The sequence below is a fragment of the Kribbella sp. VKM Ac-2566 genome (genome assembly GCF_004366005.1).
Taxonomy (GTDB): domain Bacteria; phylum Actinomycetota; class Actinomycetes; order Propionibacteriales; family Kribbellaceae; genus Kribbella; species Kribbella pratensis.
Window position 1 is genome coordinate 422,884 of the sequence record NZ_SODT01000011.1, and the last position, 22,771, is coordinate 445,654.

Consider the following 22,771-nt stretch of genomic DNA (forward strand, 5'->3'; position numbering starts at 1 on the left):
CGGTGGGCCGTTATCTCGTCCGCCGCCTGATCCAGGCGGTATTCGTCCTGATCGTGATCAGCGCGATCACGTTCTTCCTGTTCTGGGCCACGCCGGCGAACCCCGCGTTGCTCATCTGCGGCCGGAACTGCAACGCGGAGACAGTCGCCCAGGTCAACGCGACGTACGGCTTCGACCAGCCGCTGGTCGTGCAGTACGGCCACTACATGCAGGGCCTGGTGAGCCCGGGCGGGCGGACGATCGGATCCGAGGGCAACGAGCGCAACTGCCCGTGGCCTTGCTTCGGTGAGTCGTACCAGAACGGCATCCCGGTCTGGAACTCGATCAAGGACGCGTTCCCGTCGACACTGTGGCTGGCCCTCGGAGCCGCCGTCCTCTGGCTGTTGGCCGGCGTGCTGCTCGGCCTGATAGCGGCGCTCCGCAAGGGCAGGTTCATCGACAAGTTGAGCGTCGGCCTGGCCCTGTTCGGGGTGTCCTTCCCGACGATCGTGTTCGGCTACCTGCTGCTGTTCCTGTTCATCGTCAAACTGAAATGGATCCCGTTCCCGGACACGGCGAACGCCGCCTTGTTCACGGTCGGGCCGGTGAAGTGGCTGCAGTTCTACATCCTGCCCTGGATCACTCTCGCGCTGGTGTTCGCGGCGCTCTACACCCGGATCACCAGGGCCAACATGATCGACACCATGAACGAGGACTACATCCGGACGGCCCGGGCCAAGGGCCTGAACGAACGGACCGTGGTCTTCAAGCACGGGCTGCGGTCCGCGCTGACCCCGATCGTGACCATCTTCGGCCTGGACGTCGGCGGCCTGCTCGGCGGCGCGGTGATCACCGAACAGATCTTCAGCATCACCGGGCTCGGAAAGTTCTCCATCGACTCCGTGCTCAGCAACGACCTGCCCGCGATCATGGGCGTGGTGCTGTTCGCGGCGATCTTCGTGGTGCTCGCGAACATCGTCGTCGACGTCCTGTACGCCGTCATCGACCCGCGCGTGCGGCTGTCCTGATCAGGTGAGGTGAGATGACCGAATCCGTGACCAGTGCGCCGCCGGCGGACACCCGCGCCGGAAAGCCGTTCCTGGAAGTCAAGGACCTGCAGGTGCACTTCCCGACCGACGACGGGCTGGTGAAGGCCGTCAACGGCCTGAACTTCACCCTCGAGCGGGGCAAGACGCTCGGCATCGTCGGCGAGTCCGGCTCCGGCAAGAGCGTGTCCAGCCTGGCCATCATGGGCTTGCACAAGGGCAGCAAGGCGAGGGTGAGCGGCGAGATCTGGCTGGACGGCGCCGAACTGGTGGGGATGTCCGTGCCCGAGATGCGGGCGCTGCGCGGCCAGCAGGTCGCGATGATCTTCCAGGACCCGCTGTCGGCGATGCACCCGTTCTTCCGGGTCGGTGACCAGCTCACCGAGGCCTTCCTCGTGCACAACGACACGCCGAAGGCGGTGGCCAAGAAGCGCGCCATCGACCTGCTCGACCGGGTCGGCATTCCGTCGCCGGACAAGCGGTTCTACGACTACCCGCATCAGTTCTCCGGCGGTATGCGGCAGCGCGCGATGATCGCGATGGCGCTGATGTGCGATCCTGCGCTGCTGATCGCCGACGAGCCGACCACCGCGCTCGACGTCACCGTCCAGGCCCAGATCCTGGACCTGATGAAGGATCTGCAGAAGGAGTTCAACTCCGCGATCATCCTGATCACCCACGACCTCGGTGTGGTCGCCAAGATGACCGAGAACGTGGTGGTGATGTACGGCGGCCGCGTGGTCGAGTCCGGCAGCGTCCGGGACATCTTCTACCGGCCCGAGATGCCGTACACGTGGGGTCTGCTGGGCTCGATCCCGCGGGTGAACCGCAGCGGCGACGGGCGGCTCAAGTCGATCCGGGGTACTCCGCCGTCGCTGATCAACCTGCCCAAGGGCTGCCCGTTCCAGCCGCGCTGCGACTACCAGGACCACGTCGAGGGGGCGAACTGCTCCACCGAGCTCCCGGAACTGCTGCAGATCGGCCAGGAACAGCATCGGGTGCGGTGCCACATCAGGTCAGAGCAGCGCAAGCAGCTGTTCATCGAGCAGATCAAGCCGAGCCTCTGATGGCGGGGGAGTGCTGGTGAGTACGACGACATCTGCCGAGCAGACGGCCGGCAAGCAGCCCGAGCGCGGCGAACTGCTGCTCGAGACGCGCGGGCTGCAACGCTATTTCCCGGTGACGCAGGGGATCATCTTCCAGCGGCAGACCGGCGCGGTGAAGGCGGTCGACGGCGTCGACCTCAGCATTCACGCCGGCGAGACGCTCGGCGTGGTGGGTGAGTCCGGCTGCGGGAAGACCACCACCGGCCGGCTGGTGACCAGGCTGGACGAGCCGACCGGCGGCTCGATCTCGTTCATGGGCTCGGACATCACGCACCTGAACCGGGCCCGGATGCGCCCGTTCCGGCGGGAGGTCCAGATGATCTTCCAGGACCCGTTCTCGTCGCTGAACCCGCGGCAGACCGTCGGCACCATCATCGCGGCGCCGTTCGACATCCAGAAGGTGAAGAGCGAGAGCGGGACGAAGAAGGCCGTCCAGAGCCTGATGGAACGGGTCGGGCTGAATCCCGAGCACTACAACCGCTATCCGCACGAGTTCTCCGGCGGCCAGCGACAGCGGATCGGCGTCGCCCGGGCGCTCGCGCTGCGGCCGAAGCTGATCGTCTGCGACGAGCCGGTGTCCGCGCTCGACGTCTCGATCCAGGCGCAGATCGTCAACCTGCTCGAGGATCTGCAGGACGAGTTCGGCCTTGCCTACCTGTTCATCGCGCACGACTTGTCGGTGATCCGGCACATCTCCGACCGGGTCGCGGTGATGTACCTCGGCAAGGTGGTCGAGACCGCCGAACGCGACGAGCTCTACAACCACGCCCGGCACCCGTACACGCACGCGCTGCTGTCCGCGGTGCCGGAGGCCGACCCGGACGCCGAGGAAGCGCGCGAGCGGATCCGGCTGACGGGCGACGTACCGAGCCCACTGAACCCGCCCTCGGGGTGCCGCTTCCGGACCAGATGCTGGAAGGCACAGGAGATCTGCGCGGCCGAGGAGCCGCCGCTGCTGCAGATCGGAGCCCCGGGCCATCAAGCGGCCTGCCACTTCCCCGAGGAACGGGACGTGGTCTGACGACTACACAGAGCGTTGGTCGGGTGTACCGACGGCATTGAAGGGATCACGATCCGGTCAAGCGGCCCAAACCGCATTGCGCAGTTTGTGAACACGTGAGTTGATGACCGCCATCTGACGTAGATCACTTTCTTCGAGCCGCCGCGACCCGGCGACAAGTGTCAACACAAGGAAGGAAACACTGGCCATGGATCACCTCAAACGAACCGGAGTGGCGATCGCCGTTGGGTTCGGACTGAGCCTGACCGCGGTTGCCTGCGGCGGGGGAAACAGCGATACGCCGAGCGGGCAGGCTTCGGCCGGTGCCAAGGGGGGCACCGTCACCGTCTACCACGTCAGCGACGTGGAGCACCTCGACCCGGCGCGGAACTTCGTCACCGACTCCCAGATGATCGGCAAGCTGATCACCCGGACGCTGACGGACTACCGGTACGACGCCAAGGCGAAGAAGATCATCCTCGAGAAGGACCTCGCGGAGAGCTACGAGGCGAGCCCGGACTTCAAGACCTGGACCTTCAAGCTGAAGGACGGGCTGAAGTACGAGGACGGCACGCCGATCGTCGCCGCCGACATCAAGTACAACGCCGAGCGGTCGTTCGCCGCGGACATGGCCGAGGGTGCGCCGTACGCGCACGAGTACCTCGACTGCAAGGGTTACAAGGGCCCGTACGTCGGGGACAACAACGGCGGCAAGGGCTGCACCGCGATCGAGGTTCCGGACGAGAAGACGATCACGTTCAAGCTGAACCGCCCGGTCGCGTCGTTCGACGGTACGGCGAGCATGAAGGTCTTCGCGCCGGTGCCGAAGGCGAAGGACACCAAGACGCAGTACGACAACCACCCGGTGTCGAGCGGCCCGTACAAGATCGAGACGTACACCCGCAAGAAGCAGCTGGTGCTGGTCCGCAACACCAACTGGGACCAGAAGACCGACCCGCTGCGCGACGCGCGGCCGGACAAGTTCATCTTCAAGTTCGGTGACGCCGAGGCGACCGTCGATCAGCGGCTGATCGCGAACGGCGCGGCGGACCAGAGCTCGCTGAGCTTCGCCGGTGTGCAGCCGGAGAACATCGCCAAGACGAACCAGCCGAACGTGAAGGACCGCGTGGTCGAGGGCACCGACATCTGCCGCCGGTACATCGCGTTCAACCAGCAGAAGCCGTTGCTGAAGAACCAGAAGCTCCGCGAGGCGCTGTACTACGGTCTGGACCGGACGAGTTACCGCGACGGCCGTGGTGGCGAGCGCTTGTCCAAGGTGGTCGACTCGATCATTCCGCAGGACATGGAGGGCTACAAGAAGGAAGAGACCTTCAAGGTTCCGGACGCGGGCGACCCGGCGAAGGCCAAGCAGTTGCTGACCGAGGCCGGCTACAAGGGCGAGAAGCTCGTCCTGGGTACGGCGGACTCCGGTCTGGCCGTCAAGGCCGCAGAGGCTGCCCAGGCGTCCTGGAAGGCGATCGGGGTCAACGTCGAGATCCAGAAGATCCCGGGTGACAACTACTACTCGACGCAGCAGCAGGACACCGCGGCGACCGACCTGATCACCGCCGGCTGGTGCTACGACTGGGCGAGCCTGACGACGATCGTTCCGTCTGTCTTCGGCCCGGACACGACCGCGCCGAACAAGCCCGCGCAGAACAACTACGCACGCAGCCAGGCCGGCTGGGACAAGATGAAGGCTCTGCAGTCCGAGACCGACAAGAACAAGATCGAGTCCGGTCTGTCCGACCTGTACGTCGAGATCATGAAGACGGCTCCGCTGGTGCCGACCGTTCAGGACCTCAACGTGTACGTCGTGGGCTCGAACCTCGACAACGTGGTGGGCGACCCGAACACCGGTGGGTTCCCCGACCTGACCCAGATCGGTGTGAAGAAAGTGAGCTGATCGCAGCACACTTCTGAGGAGGGCGGTGCCTACGGGCGCCGCCCTTCTTGCTGTTCACGCACCGCAACTGTATGGGTGGTTTGTACGGGTTGTACCTGGCACGTGGTCCGGCCCGGGGACGAGAATCCTTTCCTGAACTCTTGGGGAGGAGTGACGCATGTCGGTGTATCCGGCAGTTGAGGCGGTGCGGCTCGAGGCCATTCAGGACCGGGACGGCGCACCAGAGGTCGTCTGTGAGGTCTACGAGCTCGGATCGCACCGGCGGACTCCCGCCGCGGTGAAGGAGCTGACCAGCCGCCAGGTGACGATCGGCCGGATGATGTCGACCGGTGCGAAGGACGCCGCGATCGCGCGCGATCTCGGTCTGTCGCTGCGGACCGTGCGCTCCGAGATCAGCGCGCTGATCGCCGGCCTCGGCGCCAAATCGCGGTTCCAGGCGGGCTGCCTGCTGGTCCGCCGCTTCGGCTGACCCGCTGCCGGGAAACTGTCCGGGGGCCGACGTAGGCTTTCGGCATGGTTGAGCTTGCTGAGCGCCGGCTGCTGCTGGTGCACGCCCACCCGGACGACGAAACCATCAACAACGGTGTGACGATGGCGCGGTACGTCGCCGAGGGCGCCCACGTCACCCTGATCACCTGCACCCTCGGCGAGGAGGGCGAGGTCCTCGTCCCCGAGCTGGCCCATCTGGCCGCCGACCAGGACGACGGCCTCGGCGAGCACCGGATCGGTGAGCTCGCGAACGCGATGGCCGAGCTCGGTGTCACCGACCACCGGTTCCTCGGCGGCGCGGGCAAGTACCGCGACACCGGGATGATCTACAACGCCGAGGGCAACGCGGACGTCCCGCCGGAGACCCGCAAGGACAGTTTCTGGCAGGCCGATCTGCTGACCGCGGCCGACGACCTGGTCCCGATCATCCGTGAGGTCCGGCCGCAGGTGCTCGTGACCTACGACCAGTACGGCAACTACGGGCATCCGGATCACATCAAGGCCCACCGAGTGGCGACGTACGCCGCTGACCTTGCCGCCTCCCGGTCGTACCGCGAGGATCTCGGACCGGCGTGGGACATCCCGAAGATCTACTGGACCGCGATGGCCGAGTCACGGATGCGGCAGCAGCTCCGGCTGCTGCGCGAATCCGGCGACACGACCACCTTCGAGGGAATGGACCCCGAGGGCCCGCTCGGTCCGTTCGTCACGCCGGACCGGCTGATCGACTGCGTGATCGAGGGGGAGGAGTTCATCGACCGGAAGATGAACGCGATGAAGGCGCACGCCACCCAGATCACCGTCGACGGCCCGTTCTTCGCGCTGTCGAACAACCTCGGCAACCAGATCTGGAGCTCCGAGCCGTATCGCCTGGTCAAGGGCACCCCCGCCCCCGGCCCGGACGGCCTGGAGCACGACCTGTTCGCGGGCCTGTAGACGATTCAGCCGGGCCACCTGTGAGGTGACCGTTCCCACACGCTCGGTTGAGGCATCAACCTGTCAGCGGGCATAACCTGCTGAGGTGTCCTCAACCGAGTCGAGTGGGAGCGTCCCGCCTGCGGAGTTCCGTGCTGCGCTCGGGCAGTTCGCCTCGGGGATCACGATCATGAGCACGCTGCAGGACGGCGTCGCGCACGCCATGACCGCGAATGCGTTCACGTCGGTCTCGCTCGATCCGCCGCTGGTGCTGGTCTGCGTCGACAAGGGCGTCCGGATGCACTCCGCCGTACTGGACTGCGGGTACTGGGCCGTATCGGTGCTGTCGGGGGTGCAGCAGGCGATCGCGGAGCGGTTCGCGCGGTCCGGGCGCGACCTGTACAGCCAGTTCGACGGCATCGGTACGACGGCCGGCCCGAAAACCGGCTGCCCGACCGTCGACGGCGCCCTGTCGTGGCTCGAGTGCCGGACCTGGGCGACGTACGACGGGGGAGACCACACGATCGTGGTGGGTGAGGTGCTCAGCCTCGGGACGGGCGATCCGAGTGACCCGAGCGCGTTGATCTACCATTCCAGTCACTACCGGGAACTGCCTGGAAACTGATCGTTACTGCCGGGGCATCACGGGGCAGCCCCGACGGTCGGTGAGGCCTGTCCCGTCCCGTAAGATGTGCGCTTGTGCCCTGACCAAGCGCTCGAGCGGGAGGACTCTGTCCGGTGGGGAGAAAGCAGCTCGCGGGGATCATCGCCGCCGCGGGGCTCGGTGTTGTCGTCGTGGGGTACGGCGCGGCGTTCGCGTTCGCCGGAGCCAAGATCCCGACCGACACGACCGTGCTCGGCATCCCGATCGGCGGCCTGTCCGAGGACGACGCGAAGACCAAGCTGACCGCGGGCCTCAAGGACCGCATCAGTGCGCCGATCGCGCTGCAGGCGGGCGACTCCAAGTTTCAGGTGCTGCCGGCCGACGCCGGACTCTCGGTCGACGTGGACAAGACCGTCGCCGCCGCGGGGGCGGGCCGTAGCCTGGCGCCCGGCCGGATCTGGCATGCGCTGACCGGCGGGGACGCCGTCGAGCCGGTCGTCACGAAGGACGACGCGAAGCTGAAGGCCGCCGTCGACAAGCTGGCCCGCCAGGTGAACCGCAAGGCGACCGAGGGCACCATCACCTTCAAGGGCACGCAGCCGGTGAAACACGATCCGGCCGACGGCCTGCAGCTGGACACCGCGAAGGCGGTCGACGCGGTGTTCGCGGCGTACCCGTCGGACGGGACCCCGAAGGAACTGCCGGCCGGCGTGACCAAGCCGCAGGCCGCCACCGAGGCGATCGACAAGGCGCTGAAGGAGTTCGCCGAGCCCGCGATGTCGGGTCCGATCCGGCTGACCGTCGGGTCGAAGTCGGTCGAGCTGGAGCCGGCCGAGCTCGCACCGGCGCTGTCCGTGAGCGTGCAGGAGGGCAAGGTCATCCCGGCGCTGAACACCAAGTCGCTGGAGCCGCTGTTCCTGCAGCGGTTCAAGTCGCTGGAGACCCTGCCGAAGGACGCGACGGTGCAGATCGTCGGCGCGGGCCCGAAGGTGGTACCGGCGGTCAACGGCATGGTCGTCGACCGGGCGAAGGTCGGCGCGGCGATCCTGGCGATCCTGCCGAAGCCGACCGGTGAGCGGCGGGCCGCCGTACCGCTGACGGCGACCCCGGCGAAGTTCACCACCGCGCAGGCGGCCGCGCTCGGGATCACGCAGAACATCGGCGACTTCAAGACCGAGTTCCCGCACGCGCCGTACCGCAACACCAACATCGGGACGGCGGCGGCCAAGATCAACGGCACCCTGCTGAAGCCGAACGAAGAGTTCAGCCTGAACAAGATCGTCGGTGAGCGGACCAAGGAGAACGGGTTCGCCGAGGGCTACATCATCAGCGGCGGCAAGTTCGAGAAGGACTTCGGCGGCGGTGTCTCGCAGTCGGCGACCACCACCTTCAACGCGGCGTTCTTCGCCGGGCTGAAGATCGTCGAGCACAAGGCGCACAGCGTCTACATCAGCCGCTACCCGGTCGGCCGTGAAGCGACCGTGGCCTGGCCGAACGTGGACCTGAAGTTCCTGAACGACTCCGGGCACGGCCTGCTGGTGCAGACGATCTTCAAGGCGTCGACGCCGGGCAGCAAGGGCAGCATCAGGGTGATCATCTGGGGCACCAAGTTCGTCGACGTCACCGCCGGGCAGTCGGAGAGGACGAACTTCCGGCAGCCGAGCGTCGTCTACAACACGGCCGCGAAGTGCGAGCCGCAGGCGCCGACGCCGGGCTTCGACATCACCATCTACCGGTATCTCGCGAAGAACGGCGTACGGCAGAAGACCGAGTCGTTCACCACGAAGTACAACGCGGCCGACGACATCCGCTGCGGGCCGAAGCCTGGCACCACGGTCACGCCGCCGCCGGGCGGGATCACCACCCCACCCGGCCGGAAGCCGGGTGTCACCACGACGACCCGCCCGCCGAGCTGATCCTTCAGCCGCGGTGGAGGTTGTGCAGGCCGGCCGCGACCTGATCGAAGATCGCTTTCTCGATCACGGCGCCTTCGCGGCGGACCTGTCGCGGGTCGATGCGGAGGACCCGGTCCAGGCGGACCTCGCTGGGCCGGGCGTTCTTGTCCCAGGGCCCGCTGCCGATGTCCAGCCACACCCGGCCCCAGCGCGCCTCGTCGGCCGCGTCGCGGTCGTGGTCCTTGCTGGTGAGGATCAGCGCCAGCAGGTACGGCTCGTCCCAGCCGACGACCAGCACCGGACGGTCCTTGCCGCGGCTGAAGTCCTCCTCGAACGGCACCCAGGTCCACACGATCTCGCCGGGATCCGCGACCCCGTCGTCCGGGTGCGGCGTGTACTCCACCCGCACCGTGCCCTCGAAGTCCCCCGCGTACTCCGGCCGCTCGATCACATGATCCGCCATGCCACCGGAGCCTAATGCCCTCACATCTCGGCCACCTCACACCGTTCCAGTGACGTGCTCACCTCGCAGACACGAACCGTCCATCGCGGTGCGATCCTGGCCGTCCTGCTCACCGGTCAGTTCATGGCCAATATCGATACCGCGGTCGCCAACATCGCGGGTCCGTCGATCGGCGCCGACCTGCACGCCTCCGAGGGCGCCGTCGGCCTGGTCGTGTCCGGGTACGTCGTCGCGTTCGCCGTACTGCTGATCACCGGCGCCCGCCTCGGCTCGTCGCTCGGGTACCGGCGGACGTTCCTGCTCGGCCTGACCGTCTTCACGGCAGCATCCCTCGCCTGTGGCCTCGCCCCCGGAACCGTCACCTTGGTCGTGGCCCGTTTCGTCCAGGGCGCCGGCGCTGCGCTGATGGTCCCGCAGGTGCTCAGCGGCATCCAGATGCACTTCCAGGGTCGCGACCGGCTCAAGGCGCTCGGCTACTTCTCGATCGCGCTGTCCGGCGGTGCGGTGGCCGGCCAGCTGCTGGGCGGCATCCTCATCGCCGCAGATCTCTTCGGCACCGGTTGGCGCCCGATCTTCCTCGTCAACGTGCCGATCGGCATCGTCCTCGCCATGGCCGGCCGTCGCCTGCTACCCACCGACCCGCCCGGGCGCCGTGACCGCCTGGATCTTGGCGGGGTACTCGCGTTGTCCACAACGGTTCTGCTCGTCATCGTCCCGCTCCTGCTCGGCTCCGAACGCGGCTGGCCCACCTGGTCCTGGCTGTGCCTCTTTCTCAGCGTCCCGGCGCTGGCCCTCTTCGAGTACGGCGAACGTCGCGCAGCCGCCCGGGGTGGTCGCCCACTGATCGCACGTCCGGTCCTCGCCAATCCGTCCGTCCGCGCCGGTCTTCTCGCCCACGGCTGTACGTCGGGCACCTACTTCGCCCTGCTCTTCGTGCTCGCCCTCTACCTCCAAGGCGGTCTGCACAAGGGTCCGGCGTACTCCGGCTTCGCGATGCTCGTTTGGGTCGCCACGTTCGGTCTGGCCGGACCGATCCTGCCCCGACTGCGACGGGGAGTGCGGTGGATGCCCCTCATCGGCTGCCTGGTCCTGGCGGGCGGCTACCTGTCCGTGCTGACGTACCTGCTGCTTGGTGGCAGCACAGGGCCGCTTCTGTTCGCGCTACTCGGCATAGGCGGGCTGGGGCTCGGAATCACCTCCAACACCCTCATCGGCGCCGTCACATCCAGCATGTCGTCGCAGTACGTCGCTGACCTGTCTGGAGTGCTCGCCACGAACGTACAGCTGGCTGGCGCGCTGGGTGTCGCGATAGCCGGTTCTATCTACGCTGCGCTGGCTGAGGACCCCAGCCGCGCGTTGGGGGTCGTACTAGCGGGATTCATCGTGCTGACGCTTGTTGGCGCGCGTGCGGCTCACCGACTGGTCAGGTAGCGGTAGCGATAGGCCTCGCGGTAGCCAAGACGGGTGTACGTCGCCATCGCGGCGGTGTTCTCGACGAGCACCTCCAGATAGGTACGCCGGCCGCCGTGCGGTCCCGCCCAGCGCGCCAACCCCTGCAGGATCGCCGTACCGAGTCCCCGGCGGTGGTAGTCGTCCGCCACGCGGATCGCGTCCACACCGAGCCAGTGCCCGGTCATGGATCCACGCCCCACCGCGACCACGGCGTCGTCCAGCACGATCGACGCGAACGCCGTCTTCGGTGCACCTTCGAGGACCTTCGGTGCCACATCCGGCACCGGGCCGTCGAAAGCAGTCCCGTACCACGCGTCGTTCGGCGCGTCGGCGAGCTGTACGTCGTACTCGGGCGAGCCGTTCACGTGGTCGAGCGTGGTGTGCATGACGAGTACGTCGGACTGCTCCGGGCGGGCGTCGACCCAGCCGCAGGCGCGAATCTCCTCGTCGTACGGGCTGCCGACGCGGACCAGGGCCTGCGGCCGGAGGCCGTGCTGCTCGTAGAACGCGATCGCCTGCTGGAGCGCGTCCGCAACCGGCATTCCCGGGTCGCCCGCGGGCAGGAGCGAGTTGCCGCGGCCCGTCCAGCCGGACGATGCCCGCAGCAACCAGTGGCCGACGTACGCCGTCTCGACGGCCGGGCGGCCCAGTGCGGTGGTGAGGAAGAGCTGATCGACGTCCACCGGGCGGAGCGGCATCTCGGGGATCGTCTTGGCGGCAGTCACGTCGGCGGCCGGGATCTCGTGGATCGCGCTGTCGGCGTGGCGGAGAGTGACGAGTTCGGGGGTCCACGCCTGCAGAACGCCGATGACGTCGGTCAGACCGCCCGGTATCCGGTGCCGAACGACGACACGGTGGCCGATATCACGGGTATCCAGGCCTGACACGATCCGGACTCCTGGCACAGTGGGCGACGTACTACCGTGATACTAGAGACACCGTGCACCACCGCATCGCAGCACCCCGGAATCCCGCTGCGCTTGCCTGCCATAGGAGGAGTAGCAGTGACCTACGTCATCGCGCAGCCGTGTGTTGACCTGAAGGACCTCGCCTGTGTCGAGGAGTGCCCCGTCGACTGCATCTACGAGGGCAACAGGATGCTGTACATCCACCCCGACGAGTGCGTCGACTGCGGAGCCTGCGAGCCGGTCTGCCCGGTAGAGGCGATCTACTACGAGGACGACACCCCGGAGCAGTGGAAGGACTACTACACCGCGAACGTCGACTTCTTCAACGACCTCGGCTCGCCGGGCGGTGCGTCCAAACTCGGCAAGATCGACAAGGACCACCCGTTCATCGCCGCGCTCCCGCCGCAGGAACACGACGAGTAAAGAAGAAGAAGAAGAAAAGCGGTGGTGAGGCGGATCGCCGCGCTCCCGCCGCAGGAACACGACGAGTAAAGAAGAAGAAAAGCGGTGGTGGGGCGGATCGCCGCGCTCCCGCCGCAGGAACACGACGAGTAAAGAAAAGCGGTGGTGAGGCGGATCGCCGCCCTGGCGCCGCAGGAACACGACGAGTAAAGAAAAGCGGGTGGTGAGGCGGATCGCCGCCCTGCCGCCGCATGAGCACGACGAGTAAGCAGTCGGTTGCAGCATGAAGCGGGGTGTCCCAGGGGCACCCCGCTTTGCTATTGCTCGAGGACGTCTACGTGGACGTGGTCGAGGTGGCGGAGGATCTTGGGGTCGCCGGAGCGCTCGGGCGGGGTGTAGTCCCGCCAGCCCGAGTCCGACCGGCCGCCGGCGGTCCAGATCTTGTCGCTGAAGATGACCGTCTTGATTTTCAGCAGGTCCGCCCGGGCGACCAGGTACTGCGCCATTGCCCAGCCCCTCGTGGTGTTCGCCGCCGAGATAGGCCGCACGAACACGTCCACCGCCCGCCCGTCGTAGTGCGCCGACCCTTCCATGTGCCCGGTGCTCACCCCGCCCGCGGCATACCCGCCGGTCGACACCTTCCCGAACGTCCGGAGCAGGTCCTTCCGTACGGCGTCCGCACGCGGCGTCAGCCCGTTGCTGCCCATCGCCTCCTGCGGCACCGCGTCGGTGTTCACGGTGCAACTGAAAACGCTCTTCGACTGCCCGGTCAGCGCCGACGCCAGGACGCGGGCGTCCGCCTCGTGATCGGCGTACGCGTTCGGGAACGCGCTGCGCTGCACCTTGTCGGCTGCGACCGTGATCGCGAGCTTCTGGTAGTTCTTGATCTTCACGAGCGCGTCGTAGAACTTCCCGGCCGCGTAGTGCGGGTCCCGCACCTGGGCCGCCGTACCCCAGCCCTGTGACGGCCGCTGCTGGAACAACCCGAGCGAGTCCCGGTCACCGTGCGCCAGGTTGCGCAGGCCGGATTCCTGGTACGCCGTGGCGAGCGCGATCGTCGCCGCACGAGCCGGCAGACCCCGCCGTACGGCGACGCCCGCGATGATCGCCGCCGACTCGGCCTGCTCGAAGTCGACCACGACCGTCTGCCCGCCGACCGACGCCGTACATTCCTCGGTCGGCGGCAGGAGGTTCCCGACGTGCTTCCCGCCGAGCCAGACGATGCCGACCCCGACCGCCAGCGCGAGCACGCCGATGCCCCCCACGGCCACGAGGGCACCACGCTTCACCGGCATACTGCTCCCAACGCTCGGGGGCGGGCGACAGGTTCCTGTTCGTGCGTCACGAACTGGTGGACGTGTGCAGCCTCACGATGGTTGGGAAAGTCATACTTTCGGACGGTCAGGCGTTGGCGTGCAGCGCCTCGTTGAGCGTGATGCCTTCGCCCTTGCGCGGACGGACCTCCACCGCGCCGGTGACCGAGTTGCGGATGAAGAGCAGGCCGGGCTGTCCGGACAGGTCGCGAGCCTTGACCACGTTGCCGTCCGGGAGGGTGACCTTGGTGCCGGCGGTCACGTACAGGCCTGCCTCGACCACGCAGTCGTCGCCGAGCGAGATGCCGGTGCCGCCGTTCGCGCCGAGCAGGCAGCGCTTGCCGATCGAGATGACCTGCTTGCCGCCGCCGGACAGCGTGCCCATGATCGACGCGCCCGCGCCGATGTCGCTGCCGTCGTCGACCACTACACCGGCGACGATCCGTCCCTCGACCATCGACGTCCCGAGCGTGCCCGCGTTGAAGTTCACGAAGCCTTCGTGCATGACCGTCGTGCCTTCCGCGAGATGCGCTCCCAGACGGACGCGGTCCGCGTCGCCGATCCGCACCCCGGACGGTACGACGTAGTCCGTCATCCGCGGGAACTTGTCCACGCTCGTGACGCTCAGGTGCAGACCCGCCGCACGGGCCCGCAGCCGCACGTTCTCGATCTCCTCGACCGGGACCGGGCCGTGCGAGGTCCAGGCGTTGTTCGGGAGGGCGCCGAAGATGCCGTCCAGGTTCACGCCGTGCGGGCGGACCAGGCGGTGGCTCAGGAGGTGCAGCCGGAGGTACGCGTCCGCCGTACCGCTCGGGGCTGTGTCCAGCGCGATCTCGGTCGCCACGACTTCACGCCGTACCTGTCGGAGCTCGTCCTTGCCCTCGGCCGCGACCAGCTCGGACGGAGCCTTCGCGTCGTCCGGCTTCGTCCCGAGTTCGGGCGCCGGGTACCAGACATCCAAGACATCCCCAGCGGTCGTAACGGTGGCGAGGCCGAAGCCCCAGGCGTGCGTGGCGTTCTCCGTCATACCCACACCCTAATTCGGCGGCGCCCGGCGGTCGGACCATGGTCTACTTTTCGGATGCTTCCTGCGTGGCTCGATGTCGTGTCCGATCCGGTTCTGGAAGCCACCAAGGCACCCGCCGTCGCGGAGCTGCACGGGGAGTTGCTCCGGCGATGGGGATCGTCTGAGGTGTGGCGGTTGTCGTTCGGCTTGAACAGCGTGATCGTCAAGCGGGGCACCGACGGGCAGGCCGACGAGGCAGCGGCGTACGAGCGGTTCGTCGTACCGCTGGAGCTGCCGGCACCCGCTTTGATTCACCGGTATCGGTCCGACGGGGCCGGCATGATCGTGCTGGAGGATGTCGGTCGGGTGACGCTGGAGCAGGAGCCGACCGCCGAAGGGTTCGTGGCGGCCGCGGAGCTGCTGGCGACGATCCGGAGCCGGCCGGTGGACGGGCCGAGCGAGTTCCAGCCGGAGCGGGTCAAGGAGCTGGCGGACCGGATCGGGCGGATCGGGTTCGATCTCGGACCGCTCACCGAGGCATTGGCCGGGCTGCACCGAGATGCGCCGACGGCGGTCGTGCACGGCGATTACGTGCCGAAGAACCTGGTCACGGACGGCACGCGGTGGACGGCGATCGACTGGCCCGGGGCCTATACGGCGCCGCATCTGAGCGATCTCTACACGCTGGTCCGCGATGCCGTTGCCCTCGGCCACGACCGCGCGCCGATCGTTGCGCACTACCTTGACGCGGCCGGCGGGAATCCGGCGCTGGTGGAGCGGCAGATGCTCGTCGGTGGTGGCTGCTTCTACCTGGTGGCGCTGCGATTCATCGTCGAGGAAGGTCTGCGGACGATCCCCGAGTCCGCGGGCTGGATCGACGGGCTGCTCGGCGAACTCGAGGACGTCGTCGGGGCGCTGGCATGAGGCTGCTCGTGCTCGGCGGCACCAAGAACCTCGGGCGCCATGTCGTGGAGGCGGCGCTCGCGGACGGTCATGAGGTGACGCTGTTCAACCGCGGGCGGACGAATCCGGGGCTCTTCTCGTCCGTACGCCGGATCGTCGGCGACCGCGCCGCGCCCGAGGCCCTCGCCGCCGGCGAATGGGACGGCGTGATCGACATGTCCGGCCTCCTGGTCCGGGACGTCACACTCAGCGCGTCCGTACTCCGCGACCGCTGCGGCCACTACACGTACATGTCCTCGATCGCCGTCTACGCGAGCAAGACCACACCCGATATGACGGAATCCGCGCCGCTGCTGCCGTGGCCCGCCGGCGCCCCCGAGGACCACTTCACGATGGACCTCTACGGCCCGTCGAAGGTTCGCAACGAATCGTTGCTCACCGCCACCTTCGGCGCCCGCACCGCCGCCGTACGCTCCGGCTTCGTCGTCGGCCCCTACAACCCCGACTTCGGCAACTGGGGCTGGGCCCTGGCCCACAACCTCCCGATGGAATGCGCCGCCCGCCCCGACCAGCCCATCCAGTACATCGACGCCCGCGACCTGGCCGCCTTCCTCCTGCACCTCACGGCCAACCGCATCCCCGGCCCCTTCAACGCAGTAGGCCCCACCCACACCATGACCCACCTGGCCGACGCCTGGCGCACCGCCGTACCCGATCCACCACCGATGGACTGGTCCCCGGCCGTCGATCGTTTCCACCTACCCCACGACGGCTCGAACGACGGCACCTTCCAACTCAACAACACCCACGCCCGCACATCTGGCCTCAACCTCCGCCCCGACCAACAAACCGCCCACGACTACGTGACTTGGGTAAAAACCGGCAACGTGCCACCGCCCCCACCACACTGATCTTCGGGGCAACCCGGGGCATTTCGGGGCAGATATCCACAGGTGCGCTTCGTGACCCGTAGTGCCTGGTTCTCGACACCTAGGTTGTCGGTCCATGTACTTCGAACGACCGCTGGTACGTGCCTACGTCGACGAGACCGGCGACCGTGGACTGTCTCCGCGCTCATCGCGGTACTTCGGCATGGTCGCGGTGGTCGTCGCCGACGAGGACGACGCGGTCCTCCGTCGGGCGATCGCTCAGTGCCGTCGACAGTTGTCGGTGCCTGCCGGCAAGCCGCTGCACTGGACCGAACACGTGAGACGGACGAGTACGGCGGTTTCGAAGAGCATCACCTGATGGCTGTGCGACACCAGATCCGGCAGCCGGACGGATTCGGGGGGATCGTCCTTCCCGGCACGATGGCGGCCTACCCGTGGTGGCCGGCGGGTGGGTTGTGATGAGACGAGGCCTTCGATGGTCCGGAGCGCCGCACCTGATAGGCGGGTCTGGCAGCAGACCTGGCGTTCTCTCCGCGGCCATCGAAGGCCTCGTGTTCCTGAGAATAGCAGCTGGTAGGTCGAGTCCGGGATGGAAACATGGTGACGGGGGTGGTGTGGTGGTTCGTAGGATTGCGGCGTGATGATTGAGACTGGTGGCGGGCCCGGCGGAGCGACCAGCCCGCGGGCGGGGTTCACGAGCGTTGACGGGACTCGGTACTCCGGGACGACGGGTGGGCGGCGCGAGGTTGAGCTGCCTGGTGGGGGACGGGTGGTCGCGGCGGGGGATCGGTTGCGGTACAAGGTCTATCCGGAGCTCGACGCGGGGCTGAGTTACTCGGCGACGTACGTGGCGGTCGAGGTGGTGTTTGCGGACGGGACGCGGCTCGAGGGGGCCCGGGATCAGTACGGGAAGGCTGCGGACGCCGCGGGGGAGGGCGCCGCGAAGATCCTGTACGCCGACCAGTGGAACGACGTACAGGTCGATCTGACCGCGGCCGCGGGGAAGACGATCGCGCAGGTCGTGCTCGTGGTGGATGCGCCCGAAGCGGGCCACGAGTTCGCCGGGTGGATCGACGACGTCGAGATCGGCCCGGCGCCGGCGGAGCCTGATGGGTCGGACCTGGTGGCGTACGTCGACACGCGCCGCGGAACGAACGCCAGCCACGACTTCTCCCGCGGCAACACGCTACCGATCACCGCCTGGCCGAACGGGTTCAACTTCCTCACGCCGGTCACGAACGCCTCGACGCACCGCTGGCCGTACGAGTACCACCGCGCCAACAACGCGGACAACCGTCCCGAACTGCAGGGTCTCACGTTCTCCCACCAGCCGAGCCCGTGGATGGGCGATCGCGATCAGCTGACGATCATGCCGGTCGCCGCCGCCGAGCCGCTGGGCGATCCCGCCGAACGCGCCGCCGCGTTCAGCCACGACGACGAGACCGCCCGCCCCGACCTGTACGCGGTCGACCTCGCGAGCGGTGTTCGCGCGGAGCTCACCCCGACCGACCACGGCGCGATCTTCCGCTTCACGTTCCCCGAGGACGCGCCCGGACGGCACCTGATCTTCGACACGATCGACGAGAACGGCGCCTTCGAGTACGACGGGAACGCCCTCACCGGCTGGGTCGAGAACGGCTCGGAAACCGGTCGCACCCGCATGTACTGCTACGGCGAATTCTCGACGGCTCCCACAGCCTTCGGCGAAGCGCACGGTGGTCGTGCCAACGCCCGCGCCGCGACGTTCGACGTACCTGAAGTGACGTTGCGGATCGCGACCTCGTTCATCGGCGTCGACCAGGCTCGTCACAACCTGGAGCTCGAGCTCCAGGGGCGATCCTTCGAGGAGATCCAGGCCGCCGCCAACGCCGTGTGGAACGAGCGCCTGCAGGTCATCCGGCCGGAGGGCGCGACGCCGCCGCAGTTGCGGACCGTGTACGGCAACCTGTACCGGCTCAACCTCTACCCGAACTCACACTTCGAGAACGCGGGTACGCCGGACGCACCGGAGTACCGCTACGCGAGCCCGGTCCTGCCAACGAACGGTACGCCGACCGCGCGGGAGACCAATGCGGTCGTCAAGACCGGCAAGATGTACGTGAACAGCGGGTTCTGGGACACGTACCGGACCGCGTGGCCGGCGTACGCGTTCTTCTACCCGGCGCTGACCGCGGAACTGGTCGACGGGTTCGTGCAGCAGTACCGCGACGGCGGCTGGATCGCGCGCTGGTCCTCGCCCGGGTACGCGGACTGCATGACCGGGACGAGCTCGGACGTGTCCTTCGCGGACGCGTACCTCAAGGGCGTGGCGTTGCCCGACCCGTTGGCGACGTACGACGCCGGGCTGCGCAACGCGACCGTCGCGCCGGAGGCGACCGAGGTCGGGCGGAAGGGCGTCGAGACCGGGTTCTTCGCCGGGTACGTGAGCACCGACACCGAGGAGAGCGTGTCGTGGTCTCTCGAGGCGTACCTGAACGACTTCGCGCTGGCAGAGATGGCCACGCGCCTGGCCGACGACTGTCCCGAGCGTCGTGATCAGCTACTCGAGGAAGCGGAGTACCTGCGGCGCAGGTCGCTGAACTACGTGCTGCTGTTCGACAACGACATCAACTTCTTCCAGGGTCGTCGGCCGGACGGGACGTTCGCCAAGGCCCCCGCAGACTTCGACCCCGAGGAGTGGGGCGGCGACTTCACCGAGACCGACGGGTGGAACTTCGCGTTCCACGTCGCGCACGACCCGCGCGGCCTGGCCAACCTGTACGGCGGACCTCGGGGTCTGGAGGCGAAACTCGACGCGTTCTTCGCGACTCCCGAACTCGCGGTGAAGAAGGGCACGTACTCGATCGTCATCCACGAGATGGTCGAGGCCCAGGCCGTCCGGATGGGCCAGTTCGGCTTCTCGAACCAGCCCGCGCACCACATCGCCTGGATGTACAACTACGCCGGTGCGCCGGCCAAGACCCAGGCGATCGCCCGCGAGGTCCTCGACCGGCTGTACGTCGGTGAGCAGATCGGGCAGGGGTACCCGGGCGACGAGGACAACGGCGAGATGTCCGCGTGGTACCTGTTCGCGGCGCTGGGCCTCTACCCGCTCCGGGTCGGCGCCCCCGAGTACGCGATCGGCTCGCCGCTCTTCTCGCGGGTCCTCGCTTCCCCGCTGGGCGGCCGTCCGCTCACGATCACTGCTTCAGGCGCTGAACACCCTTATGTACAAGAGCTCCAGGTCGACGGCAAGCAGGTGCCCGTAGCATCGATCACCCACGCGGACCTGACCGCCGCCGATCGACTCCACTTCACCCTCGGCGCCGAACCGTCCGACTGGGCGACCCTGGAACTCCCACCGGCGCTCACCTCCGGCGACGCCGTCGCCACGCCCCTCGTCGACCTGATCCCGATCGACCCGAACAACCCGCTCTTCGACGACACCTCCACCACCGAGACCACCATCGAACGAGCCGTCTGGTCCCTCCCCGCTCCCGGCACCCCGACCCTCTACACACTGACGTCGGGCTCGGGAGAGGCCCCCAGCACCTGGCAACTGGAGGCCTCCACCGACGGCAGCACGTGGACCGTCCTCGACGAACGCACCAACGAAACCTTCCGCTGGCCCCGCCAAACCCGCCCCTTCACCATCAAAACCCCCGGCGAATACCAGCACTACCGCCTAACCACCCCCACCCCGACAACCCTCGCCCAACTAGAACTCCTCCACTGACGCGCAGGACAGTTCGTCGAGTCGTGGAATCTGGTTGCCGACACGCCGTCTACGGCGACCCCGATCCACGACTCGAGTTTCCTGGCCCCAGCCAATCGCCACGACTCGGCGGGCTACTTCTTGGGGGCGGAGGTGGCTCGGATGTGGAGTTCGGTGCGGAGGGTGACGGTGGAGGGCGGGCGGCCGGGGGCGGCGGTGCGGTCCTTCAGGAGCATGCCGGCGGTGCGGCCCAGCTCATAGGTGGGTTGGGCGACCGTGGTGAGGCTGGGGATGACGAGGTCCGCCCACGGGATGTCGTCGAAGCCCACGATCGCGATGTCGTCGGGGGCGCGGAGGCCCTTCTTCGCCAGGCATTCCAGGGCGCCGACGGTCATCAGGTTGTTGGTGGCGAACAGCGCCTCGGGCGGATCGGGGAGCTCGAGCAGGGTTTCCATCGCGGCGTACCCGCCGGCCTCGCGGAAGTCGGCGTGCCGGACCAGGTCCTTGTCGTACCGGATCCCGCCGGCCCGCAGCGCCGACCGGTACCCGGCCAGCCGGTCCATCGCCGTCGACACCTTGCGCGGCCCGGTGATGCAGGCGATCCGCCGGTACCCGCCGTCGATCAGGTGCTTGACGCCCTCGAAGGCGCCGTGCTCGTTGTCGACCAGCACGGTGTCGGTCTCGACGCCCTCGACCCGCCGGTCGATCATGACGAGCGGGATCTTCGCGTTCGCGAGCAGGTGCACGCCCTCGGCGGTCGACGTCGGGGAGATCACCACGCCGGCCATCTGGTCGGTCAGGACCGCCGACGCGTACGCCGCTTCCTTCGCGGGATCCTCGTCGGAGTTGCAGAGTACGACGTGGTACCCCTCGGTCTGCGCGACGTCCTCGAGCCCGCGGACGAGCGAGGTGAAGAACGGGTTCTCGATGTCCGAGATGACGACTGCCCAGAGGTTCGTCGAGGACTTGCGCAGGTTCCGCGCGACCCCGTTCGGCCGGTACCCGAGCTCCGCGACCGCGGCCCGGACCTTCTCGGACAGTTCGGGGTCGACGTTGCGCCGGCCGCTCAGCACGCGTGACACCGTGGCCGGTGACACTCCCGACCTACGCGCTACGTCGTAGATCGTCGTCATACCCGCTCCCCGCTGGAGATCCGATGGTCGTCTGGATCGCACTCTAACTCCGATCCTGGCCAAAGGATCTCATGGTGCCGACGTTGCACCTTCCAGTAGTGCCAGCGCTGCGGCCTGTGAAGGGGCGGAGTCGGCGGCGCCGTTGACCGTGGTGGACAGGGCACCCGCCGCGTTCGCCAGTCGTACGGCGTCCACCAGGTCGGCCCCGTGTGCGAGCGACGCGGCCAGCGAACCGCAGAACGCGTCGCCGGCGCCGACCGTGTCGACGGTGTCCACCTCGTGCGCGCTGATCCGCTCCTCGAACCCGCCGACCCGGTCCAGGACGTAGGCGCCCCGGGACCCGAGCGTCACCACACAGGCGCGCAGGTCCCAGTCCTCGGCGAGTTTGCGCGCGATCATCGGCACCTGCGACTCGTCGTCGCAGTTCAGCCCGGTGAGTGCTGCCGCTTCTACCTCGTTCGGCACCAGAATGTCGACGTACGTCGCCAGTGTCGGGTCGACCGGTCCGACCGGGGCCGGTGTGAGGATCGTGGTGACGCCGGCGGCCGAGGCGAGCCGGAGGGCGGTGTGGCTCGCCTCGACCGGGAGCTCGAGTTGCACGCTCAGCACCTTGCTCACGGTCAGTACGTCGGTCGCGGCCTCGACGTCCAGCGCGGTGATCGCCGCGTTCGCGCGGGAGACGATGATGATCGAGTTCCCGCCGTCCGGCAGTACCAACGGGAGTCCTACCCCGGTGCCGAGCGACGGGTGCCGCACGACCCAGGAGGTGTCGACCCCGTTCGCCGACAGGAGTTCCAGGAACTCCTCGCCGTACCGGTCCTCGCCGATGGTCCCGATGATCGCCGTCCGCGCACCCATCCGGGCCGCCGCGATCGCCTGGTTCACGCCCTTGCCGCCGAGGAACTCCGCGAACCCGGTGCCGTGCAGCGTCTCGCCCGGCAACGGCCGCCGCTCCGCCGACGCGACCAGATCCTTCATGAACGATCCGAGCACGCACACATCGTTCATTCCTGGTCCTCCGAGAGACGCTTGCCGAGGGCACCGGACGGGTGGAACTGCGCGAAGTCGTGATGGCTGAATTCCCGCAGTACGACGAGTGCGCACGCCAGCGCGTCGCCCATCGCCAGGGAGGCCGTCGTCGAGGCGGTCGGCGCCAGATTCAGCGGGTCCGCCTCGCGGAGCACCATCGTGTCCAGCGTGTACGTCGCCAGTTGGGCCAGCGTCGACTCCTCGCGCCCGGTCATCGCGATCACAGGGATCTGGCGATCCCGCAACATCCGGGCGAACGCGCACACCTCGGCCGTCTCTCCGGACGCTGACAGTGCCAGGACGAGATCGCGGGGCGTCACGGCGCCGGAGTCCCCGTGCAACGCGTCAGCGGAGTGGATGAAGGTGGCCGGCGTACCTGTGCTCGCGAGCGTCGCGGCGATCTTGCGTCCGACCAGGCCGGACTTGCCGAGGCCGGTCACCACGAGATGACCTTCGCAGCGGGCGACCGCGGTCAGTACCTCGAGGAAGACCCCGTCGAGGCGGTCGGCGAGTGCCGACACGGCGGCGGCCTCGGTCTCGATGGCGTCCCGCGCCGCCTGCAGTCCCCGTGCCACCAGGTCTCTGGACAGCTCGTCGGCCGTGCGGTGGGCGGACGCACGGTTCGGCACAACTGGCAT

At 68.0% G+C, this 22,771-nt stretch carries 21 protein-coding genes; 14 read left to right on the plus strand and 7 right to left on the minus strand.

Annotated features, from left to right (window positions below; all coding sequences use genetic code 11):
- The first annotated feature begins 2 nt into the window (after window positions 1–2).
- The 8 genes from EV647_RS24795 (at window position 3) to EV647_RS24830 (ending at window position 8,961) form a co-directional block, all read left to right on the plus strand.
- Window positions 3–1,007, plus strand: coding sequence for an ABC transporter permease (locus tag EV647_RS24795; RefSeq protein ID WP_134006782.1), 1,005 nt, complete (start codon window positions 3–5; stop codon window positions 1,005–1,007).
- A 14-nt stretch (window positions 1,008–1,021) separates the two neighbouring features.
- The gene (locus EV647_RS24800) at window positions 1,022–2,092 is read left to right on the plus strand and encodes an ABC transporter ATP-binding protein (RefSeq protein WP_134006784.1); all 1,071 of its coding nucleotides are present in this window, start codon (window positions 1,022–1,024) and stop codon (window positions 2,090–2,092) included.
- A 16-nt stretch (window positions 2,093–2,108) separates the two neighbouring features.
- The gene (locus EV647_RS24805; RefSeq protein ID WP_134006786.1) at window positions 2,109–3,152 is read left to right on the plus strand and encodes an ABC transporter ATP-binding protein; all 1,044 of its coding nucleotides are present in this window, start codon (window positions 2,109–2,111) and stop codon (window positions 3,150–3,152) included.
- Window positions 3,153–3,339: 187 nt separating this feature from the next.
- Window positions 3,340–5,037 (plus strand): ABC transporter substrate-binding protein, encoded by a 1,698-nt coding sequence (locus EV647_RS24810; protein ID WP_134006788.1) that lies wholly within the window; start codon window positions 3,340–3,342, stop codon window positions 5,035–5,037.
- Between the two features lie 157 nt (window positions 5,038–5,194).
- On the plus strand, window positions 5,195–5,506 hold the full coding sequence (locus EV647_RS24815) for a LuxR C-terminal-related transcriptional regulator (protein ID WP_134006790.1): 312 nt from the start codon (window positions 5,195–5,197) through the stop codon (window positions 5,504–5,506).
- Between the two features lie 44 nt (window positions 5,507–5,550).
- A complete protein-coding gene (mshB, locus tag EV647_RS24820; protein WP_134006792.1) occupies window positions 5,551–6,462 on the plus strand; it encodes an N-acetyl-1-D-myo-inositol-2-amino-2-deoxy-alpha-D-glucopyranoside deacetylase in 912 nt (303 codons plus the stop codon).
- A gap of 85 nt (window positions 6,463–6,547) precedes the next feature.
- On the plus strand, window positions 6,548–7,066 hold the full coding sequence (locus EV647_RS24825; protein WP_134006794.1) for a flavin reductase family protein: 519 nt from the start codon (window positions 6,548–6,550) through the stop codon (window positions 7,064–7,066).
- A gap of 113 nt (window positions 7,067–7,179) precedes the next feature.
- A complete protein-coding gene (locus EV647_RS24830; RefSeq protein ID WP_134006796.1) occupies window positions 7,180–8,961 on the plus strand; it encodes a VanW family protein in 1,782 nt (593 codons plus the stop codon).
- A 4-nt stretch (window positions 8,962–8,965) separates the two neighbouring features.
- Here the strand turns inward: EV647_RS24830 and EV647_RS24835 are convergent, their stop codons facing one another.
- The gene (locus EV647_RS24835; RefSeq protein ID WP_134006798.1) at window positions 8,966–9,403 is read right to left on the minus strand and encodes a type II toxin-antitoxin system PemK/MazF family toxin; all 438 of its coding nucleotides are present in this window, start codon (window positions 9,401–9,403) and stop codon (window positions 8,966–8,968) included.
- Between the two features lie 54 nt (window positions 9,404–9,457).
- On the opposite strand from EV647_RS24835, the gene EV647_RS24840 reads away from it, so the two are divergent.
- Window positions 9,458–10,834, plus strand: coding sequence for an MFS transporter (locus tag EV647_RS24840; RefSeq protein ID WP_238175561.1), 1,377 nt, complete (start codon window positions 9,458–9,460; stop codon window positions 10,832–10,834).
- Here the strand turns inward: EV647_RS24840 and EV647_RS24845 are convergent.
- Window positions 10,816–11,742 (minus strand): GNAT family N-acetyltransferase, encoded by a 927-nt coding sequence (locus tag EV647_RS24845; protein ID WP_134006800.1) that lies wholly within the window; start codon window positions 11,740–11,742, stop codon window positions 10,816–10,818. The two genes, EV647_RS24840 and EV647_RS24845, sit on opposite strands and share 19 nt — an antisense overlap.
- 117 nt (window positions 11,743–11,859) lie before the next feature.
- Between EV647_RS24845 and fdxA the strand changes: the two genes are divergently transcribed.
- The gene (gene fdxA / locus EV647_RS24850) at window positions 11,860–12,186 is read left to right on the plus strand and encodes a ferredoxin (RefSeq protein ID WP_012923087.1); all 327 of its coding nucleotides are present in this window, start codon (window positions 11,860–11,862) and stop codon (window positions 12,184–12,186) included.
- Window positions 12,187–12,482: 296 nt separating this feature from the next.
- Here fdxA and EV647_RS24855 read toward each other — a convergent pair whose 3' ends face one another.
- Window positions 12,483–13,460, minus strand: a complete 978-nt coding sequence (locus tag EV647_RS24855) for a hypothetical protein (RefSeq protein ID WP_134006802.1) — start codon at window positions 13,458–13,460, stop codon at window positions 12,483–12,485.
- Window positions 13,461–13,566: 106 nt separating this feature from the next.
- Window positions 13,567–14,505 carry a 2,3,4,5-tetrahydropyridine-2,6-dicarboxylate N-succinyltransferase gene (gene dapD / locus EV647_RS24860; protein WP_134006804.1) on the minus strand — a complete coding sequence of 313 codons (939 nt, stop codon included), beginning with the start codon at window positions 14,503–14,505 and terminating at the stop codon, window positions 13,567–13,569.
- A 54-nt stretch (window positions 14,506–14,559) separates the two neighbouring features.
- Between dapD and EV647_RS24865 the strand changes: the two genes are divergently transcribed.
- The 4 genes from EV647_RS24865 (at window position 14,560) to EV647_RS24880 (ending at window position 19,992) form a co-directional block, all read left to right on the plus strand.
- The gene (locus EV647_RS24865) at window positions 14,560–15,408 is read left to right on the plus strand and encodes a phosphotransferase (protein ID WP_134006806.1); all 849 of its coding nucleotides are present in this window, start codon (window positions 14,560–14,562) and stop codon (window positions 15,406–15,408) included.
- Window positions 15,405–16,298 (plus strand): NAD-dependent dehydratase, encoded by an 894-nt coding sequence (locus EV647_RS24870; protein ID WP_134006808.1) that lies wholly within the window; start codon window positions 15,405–15,407, stop codon window positions 16,296–16,298. Before EV647_RS24865 ends, EV647_RS24870 begins: the two co-directional genes overlap by 4 nt.
- Window positions 16,299–16,392: 94 nt before the next feature.
- The gene (locus EV647_RS24875) at window positions 16,393–16,635 is read left to right on the plus strand and encodes a DUF3800 domain-containing protein (protein ID WP_134006810.1); all 243 of its coding nucleotides are present in this window, start codon (window positions 16,393–16,395) and stop codon (window positions 16,633–16,635) included.
- A gap of 282 nt (window positions 16,636–16,917) precedes the next feature.
- Entirely contained in the window at window positions 16,918–19,992 is a 3,075-nt protein-coding gene (locus EV647_RS24880; RefSeq protein WP_134007612.1) for a GH92 family glycosyl hydrolase, read from the plus strand.
- Between the two features lie 113 nt (window positions 19,993–20,105).
- On the opposite strand, the gene EV647_RS24885 is transcribed toward EV647_RS24880, so the two are convergent.
- From EV647_RS24885 to EV647_RS24895, 3 genes are all read right to left on the minus strand, one after another.
- Window positions 20,106–21,104 carry a LacI family DNA-binding transcriptional regulator gene (locus EV647_RS24885; protein WP_134006812.1) on the minus strand — a complete coding sequence of 333 codons (999 nt, stop codon included), beginning with the start codon at window positions 21,102–21,104 and terminating at the stop codon, window positions 20,106–20,108.
- 69 nt (window positions 21,105–21,173) lie between these two features.
- Entirely contained in the window at window positions 21,174–22,112 is a 939-nt protein-coding gene (locus tag EV647_RS24890) for a ribokinase (RefSeq protein WP_134006814.1), read from the minus strand.
- Window positions 22,109–22,771 (minus strand): SIS domain-containing protein, encoded by a 663-nt coding sequence (locus tag EV647_RS24895; RefSeq protein ID WP_238175560.1) that lies wholly within the window; start codon window positions 22,769–22,771, stop codon window positions 22,109–22,111. The genes EV647_RS24890 and EV647_RS24895 overlap by 4 nt, the downstream gene beginning before the upstream one ends.

Coding starts and splice junctions, on each gene's coding strand:
- EV647_RS24800 (WP_134006784.1), top strand. CDS start 1,022: ATGACCGAATCCGTGACCAGTGCGCCGCCGGCGGACACCCGCGCCGGA.
- EV647_RS24810 (WP_134006788.1), top strand. CDS start 3,340: ATGGATCACCTCAAACGAACCGGAGTGGCGATCGCCGTTGGGTTCGGA.
- EV647_RS24815 (WP_134006790.1), top strand. CDS start 5,195: ATGTCGGTGTATCCGGCAGTTGAGGCGGTGCGGCTCGAGGCCATTCAG.
- mshB (WP_134006792.1), top strand. CDS start 5,551: ATGGTTGAGCTTGCTGAGCGCCGGCTGCTGCTGGTGCACGCCCACCCG.
- EV647_RS24835 (WP_134006798.1), bottom strand. CDS start 9,403: ATGGCGGATCATGTGATCGAGCGGCCGGAGTACGCGGGGGACTTCGAG.
- EV647_RS24855 (WP_134006802.1), bottom strand. CDS start 13,460: ATGCCGGTGAAGCGTGGTGCCCTCGTGGCCGTGGGGGGCATCGGCGTG.
- dapD (WP_134006804.1), bottom strand. CDS start 14,505: ATGACGGAGAACGCCACGCACGCCTGGGGCTTCGGCCTCGCCACCGTT.
- EV647_RS24865 (WP_134006806.1), top strand. CDS start 14,560: ATGCTTCCTGCGTGGCTCGATGTCGTGTCCGATCCGGTTCTGGAAGCC.
- EV647_RS24870 (WP_134006808.1), top strand. CDS start 15,405: ATGAGGCTGCTCGTGCTCGGCGGCACCAAGAACCTCGGGCGCCATGTC.
- EV647_RS24875 (WP_134006810.1), top strand. CDS start 16,393: ATGTACTTCGAACGACCGCTGGTACGTGCCTACGTCGACGAGACCGGC.
- EV647_RS24880 (WP_134007612.1), top strand. CDS start 16,918: ATGATTGAGACTGGTGGCGGGCCCGGCGGAGCGACCAGCCCGCGGGCG.
- EV647_RS24885 (WP_134006812.1), bottom strand. CDS start 21,104: ATGACGACGATCTACGACGTAGCGCGTAGGTCGGGAGTGTCACCGGCC.
- EV647_RS24890 (WP_134006814.1), bottom strand. CDS start 22,112: ATGAACGATGTGTGCGTGCTCGGATCGTTCATGAAGGATCTGGTCGCG.
- EV647_RS24895 (WP_238175560.1), bottom strand. CDS start 22,771: ATGCCAGTTGTGCCGAACCGTGCGTCCGCCCACCGCACGGCCGACGAG.